This is a genomic window from Pseudomonas rossensis, from assembly GCF_039888995.1.
Classification (GTDB): Bacteria; Pseudomonadota; Gammaproteobacteria; order Pseudomonadales; family Pseudomonadaceae; genus Aquipseudomonas; species Aquipseudomonas rossensis.
Map to the genome: position 1 here is coordinate 1 of NZ_JBBWCB010000236.1, position 4,815 is coordinate 4,815.

The 4,815-nt window shown below is 62.0% G+C and carries 2 protein-coding genes; both read right to left on the bottom strand.

The features are described 5' to 3' along the window. The coding region (locus WLY71_RS29715) for a polyurethane esterase (RefSeq protein WP_347806415.1) at positions 1-1,550 on the bottom strand (1,550 nt) is incomplete at its 3' end. 23 nt (positions 1,551-1,573) lie between these two features. Beyond that, positions 1,574-4,618, bottom strand: coding sequence for an autotransporter domain-containing protein (locus tag WLY71_RS29720; RefSeq protein WP_347806416.1), 3,045 nt, complete (start codon positions 4,616-4,618; stop codon positions 1,574-1,576). Positions 4,619-4,815: the final 197 nt, after the last annotated feature.

The following is a 4,815-nucleotide window of genomic DNA, read 5'->3' on the forward strand; positions in this document are numbered from 1 at the left end:
CCCTGAACGCCCATGAACAGCAGTTTGTCGCTGCCCTGGTAGCCATTGATCGCGTCGAAACCGAAGGCGCCGCTGAACAGGAACGTGTTGTTGCCACCCGAGGCCTGCATTTCGTCATTGCCCGCGCCACCGACGAAGGTCACGTGGCTTTTGTCGCTGCGCAGCAGATCGTTGCCGGCATTGCCGAACAACCAGTCGCCGTCGACGCTGGCTGCCAGTGTGTTGCCGTAGGCGTCACCGTTAAGCGAGTGGTTGTACTGGGTCAGCTCACTGCCGTTGAGCAAACCGTTGGCGGTGACGCTGTAAGCCACCTCCTTGCTCCCCCACCATGAGCCCGACTCCTTGCTGACCAGTGCGCCGATATCGCGGGTCATGCTGATGCCGCCATAGGCATCACGCACGTACAGCGTGCCGTCGCCGTCGTTGAAAAAGCTGAAGTTCTGCAACGGCTTCTGCAGTTCGAAGGTGTTGTTGCCTTTGCCGCCCAGCAGGAGGTTGTAGCCACCGTCATCGCGGAACCGGTCATTGCCATCGCGGCCTTCGATGAAGTCATTGCCGGCACCGCCCTTGAGCAGGTCGTTGCTGTCGGTGCCGATGATGAATGTGCTGCCGGTGTGAGGTTCGCCGCTGCGACCAAGGTCCTCGACCCAGGTCTTGCCCCGGGACGCTTCCGCGAGGTTGGACACGATCAGCGTCGAGTCCTTGTCGGTGAGGTCGTAGAAACGCGAGTCGATCACCCGGTTCAAACCGTCGGCATAGCCCAGCGAACCGTGAGCCGACCAGTTCAGCGGGTTGAGGATGCTGAACGGCACCAGGTTCTGCGAGGTGGACGCGTACTGGTCATTGAAGTTGACGATGTTGTTGGTCGCCGAGTCCTGATGTCCGTCGTGCTTGCCCAGCGAACCGCTGCTGAACGTGGTGCCGTCAAGTACCCGAAACACCGGATCGTTTTCGTAGCCGATGTTCAGCACGTTGTTGCCGGTAGCGCTCTGGGTCGGCGAGGCGAAGGCAACGTAGTTGGCCTCCTTGAAGAAACCGCCCCAGTTGTTGCCACTCAGTTCGGCGAGGCTGTTGACGCCCAGCCCGCCCAGGCTATGGCCGCTGACCATGACGTCCCTGGCGCTCAGGCCATGGGCAATCGCAAACGCGGCAACGTCCTTGAGCAAGTTGTCGAAGGCATTCTTCGCATAGTTCGTCGCGTAATCCACCGGGCCGACGGCGGCCAGCAGATTGTTTTTCATGTCGCCGAAGGTGTCGCTGTAACCCAGGCCGCCGGTGCCTCGGAAGGCAATGCCGATACCGATCAGCTTGCCCGCCGCGTCGTACTTGCCGAGCACTTCGGCTTCGGCGCTGGTGAAGCCGTCCTGCTCGCCATAGAAGGTGCCTTGAGCGCCGACCTTGCCTTGATAACCCAGCTGCGTGGCGCCAATCGGCGCCCAACCGGTCGCCGGCAGTGGCTGACCCGTCGGCGTGTACGCATACAGCGTCAGCGCGATGGCATCGGAGTACAACGCCTTGCCGTCAGCATTTTTGTAATCAAACAGTCCCATAGGTTTGCTTCCTTTGCGTCAAATCAGAACTGCCAGTCGAGCGTCAGACCCACACCGTGGTCTTTCTCGCGGGAGCCGAGCAGTCCGTTGTAATCCAGGCTCAAACGAACGTCCTGCGCCACCGCCAAACCGGCCCGCGCACCAATGACGGCAGCGTTACGGTCCAGGGAAACGCTCTGCACGCTGAACGCGGTGTTGCCGTTGGCGAAGGCCAGATGATCTTCGGAACGGGTGTTGCTCAGGTTGTGCTGCCAGCCCAGCGTGCCGGACAGTTCCAGCTGCTTGTCCGACAGGGCAATCGCTTTGCTCGCCCGCAGACCTAGGGTCGAGAGCACGGCGTCGCGGTTGTCTTCGCCACCCTTGAGCGCTGCGGCATCACCTTTTTCGGTGAAGCTGTCGCTGTTCAGGTGCACATAAGCCAGGTTGGCGAACGGTTCCAGTGCCAGCGGTTGCAGGTCCAGGCGATACGCCGCTTCAGTAAACAGTTGTGCGGTTGTCGCATCGCGTTTGGATTTCTGTTTGCCGCTGACGTCGCCCAATTGCAGGTCACGTTTCACGTCGATGCGGTGCCAGCTGTAAGCGCCACCGGCGCTCAGACGCAGTGCATCGATTTCATGGCCCAGATAGGCGCCCAAGTGGTAGCTGTCGACGGAGGCTGACGAATGTGTGCCATCGCCCATGCTCAACGAACTGTCGCTGTAACCGGTCACGAAACCCAGCCGAGTATCTTCAGTGATCAGGCCGTCGACACCGGCCAGCAAGCCGCCGATGGAGCTGTTGGAACTGGCGTTGTCATGCCCGCCATCGCTCTTGCCCCAGGCGCCAAGGACTTTGACCCAGGCGTTGCTGCGGTCATCGGTGGGTGCCGCGGCGTCAAACAGATCACGTTCACGAAGGCGCTCGCCAACGGCATCGCGCAGGTAACGGCTATCGTTGATCAGCAGCGTGCCGATCGCCGGGTGAATCTCACCGGACAGTTGCTGGAAGGCTTGTTGCGCGACGGCGGCGGTCGGCGAAAGCAGCAAGGTTTCATAGAGCGGATTGCCGGCGCCCAGTTGCTCGGCGGCCGCGGCGACGGCGCGTTGATTCGGGGTTTGGCCGACGCTGGCGAAGGACGCTGCGTTGCGCTCTACCGCCAGTTGGATGCCATTGGCCGAGTAGCCGAGTGTGCCTCCGATGAACAGATAATCCGGGAGCACGGCGCCGAAACGGCCTTCGATCCCGCCGGCCGCTTGCAGAATGTTGTACTGATGGCCGAGCAGGGATTTCACTTCGCTGGTGGTCAGCAAGGTCGGGCTGTTTTCCAGGGACAGGCTGACGGTAGCGCCGTCGATCACCGCTTTGCCGCCCGCCACGATCTGATCGCTGCTGGTCGGCGACAACTCCACGGCGTAGGTCGAGCCAGGTTCGAAGGTCACGTCGCCCGCCACTTGCAAGATGCCGATGGAGTTGCCTGGCGCTACGGTGCCACCGCTTTTCGCGGTCAATGCGCCGATGCGGCCATTACCGCCGAGGATCCCGCTGTCGTTGACGGTGACCGCCGAGAGCAGCGAGCCGTTGATTGCCAATCGGCCCTGATTGACCAGCGTCGGGCCGGCGTAGGTGTTGGCGCCAGTCATGACCAGCGTGCCGATGCCCTGCTTGGTCAGGCCACCATGGCCGGAAATGTCGTTGCGCCACGTGTCGAGGCCGCAGTGCACGTCATTGCACACGCGTTCGGTCGGTTTGCCCGCGTCGATAATCGCGCCGATGCCTGGCAAATCCGCGACAAACTGGCTCGAACCGTAGGCACCCTGGATGCGGAACTCCTCGGGAATGTCTTGCTCGGTGACCAACATCGCCGGGCCATCGATGCCTTTGCGCAGGTTGATCATGCCCCAGCCGTACAGCGAATCGACACCTGGCGCACCGAGGTCGGTGGCCGTGGTGCGCAACACGCTGGCGACCTGGGCGCCGGTCATGTACGGGAAGCGTTCCATCAGTACGGCCATGGAACCGGCGACATGCGGCGCCGCCATCGAGGTGCCGTTGTAATTCTTGTAGCCGGTGGTCAGGTTGTCGGCGTTGGTACCACTGATGATCGAGCTGTAGATCTTGCTGCCCGGTGCGGACACGCAAAAGCTTGCGGTGTAGCCGCAGCGCGATGAGAAGGTGCTGATGTTGTAGAGGTCCGGGCTGTTGAGGTCCGGGTTTTTCTGCAACGCCGCCACGGTCACCCAGTTCGGCGCGATGTCCGGGACGAAATAGCCCAGGCCTGCGATAGCGTCCGGGTTGTTGAGGTTGTAGTCGTTGCCGGCCGCGAAGATCGTCACGATACCGCTGAGGGCCGCCGCGATGGCGCCGTCGTAGGCTCCGCCCGGTTTGGTCCCGAGCAACGGACGGATCTCGTTGAACTGCAATTGCGCGTCTTGCACGGTGAAATGCGGGTAGGCGGGGTTGCGTCCGCCGAGGTCGAAGCGATCGGTGATGCCGATGCCCCAACTGTTATTGATGATCCGCGCGCCGCTGGCGATCAAGGCATCCCAACCGGCCTTGTAGACCGCGCCGTCGTTGCCGCGAATGATGCCGTCCTCCGGGCCCGGATCGCCGTTGTCCGCACTGATGATCTGCGAGCCAAACGCCACGCCATGCATCGGGCCGCCATCGCGACTGCCGGCAGCGATTCCGCCAACGTGGGTGCCGTGGGCACCCAGCTTGCCGTCGGAACCGATCGAGGGCGAACCGTCGTAGCGAAACGCATCGCCGGCTTTGACCGGGATGTACGGGTCGGTGTATTCGCGGATGCCGCTGGTGACCAGAGTGATCACCTTGTTGGTGCCGGAAAACTCCGGATGCGCGGCGTAGACCGGTTGGTCGAAGATCCCCAGCTTCACGCCTTTGCCGGTGTAACCGGCGGCGTAGGCCTCTTGTGCGTTGACCGCTCCCAGCCCCCAATCGGCATTGAATTCAGCGCTGCGCCAACTGTTGGGATCGCCCGCTCTACCGTTTTCCATGTAAGGCGCCGCTTGCGCGGTACCGAGGGTGGCCAATGCGCAGAGCATGGCAAGGTTGTTGTGCTTGTTATTCATCCAGCTACCGTCCTTAGTTGTGTTGCCAAAATCCCTGTGCCTTGAAAAGCACCCTTCAAATTCACACGTCCTGTAGCAGCCTGCGTCCGGCTGCGCAGCAGTCGTAAACCCTGAATGCACGGTGTAACTGATGGACCGCAGTGTCTGATTTTGCGACTGCTTCGCAGCCGGACGCAGGCTGCGCCAGCTGCTACAGG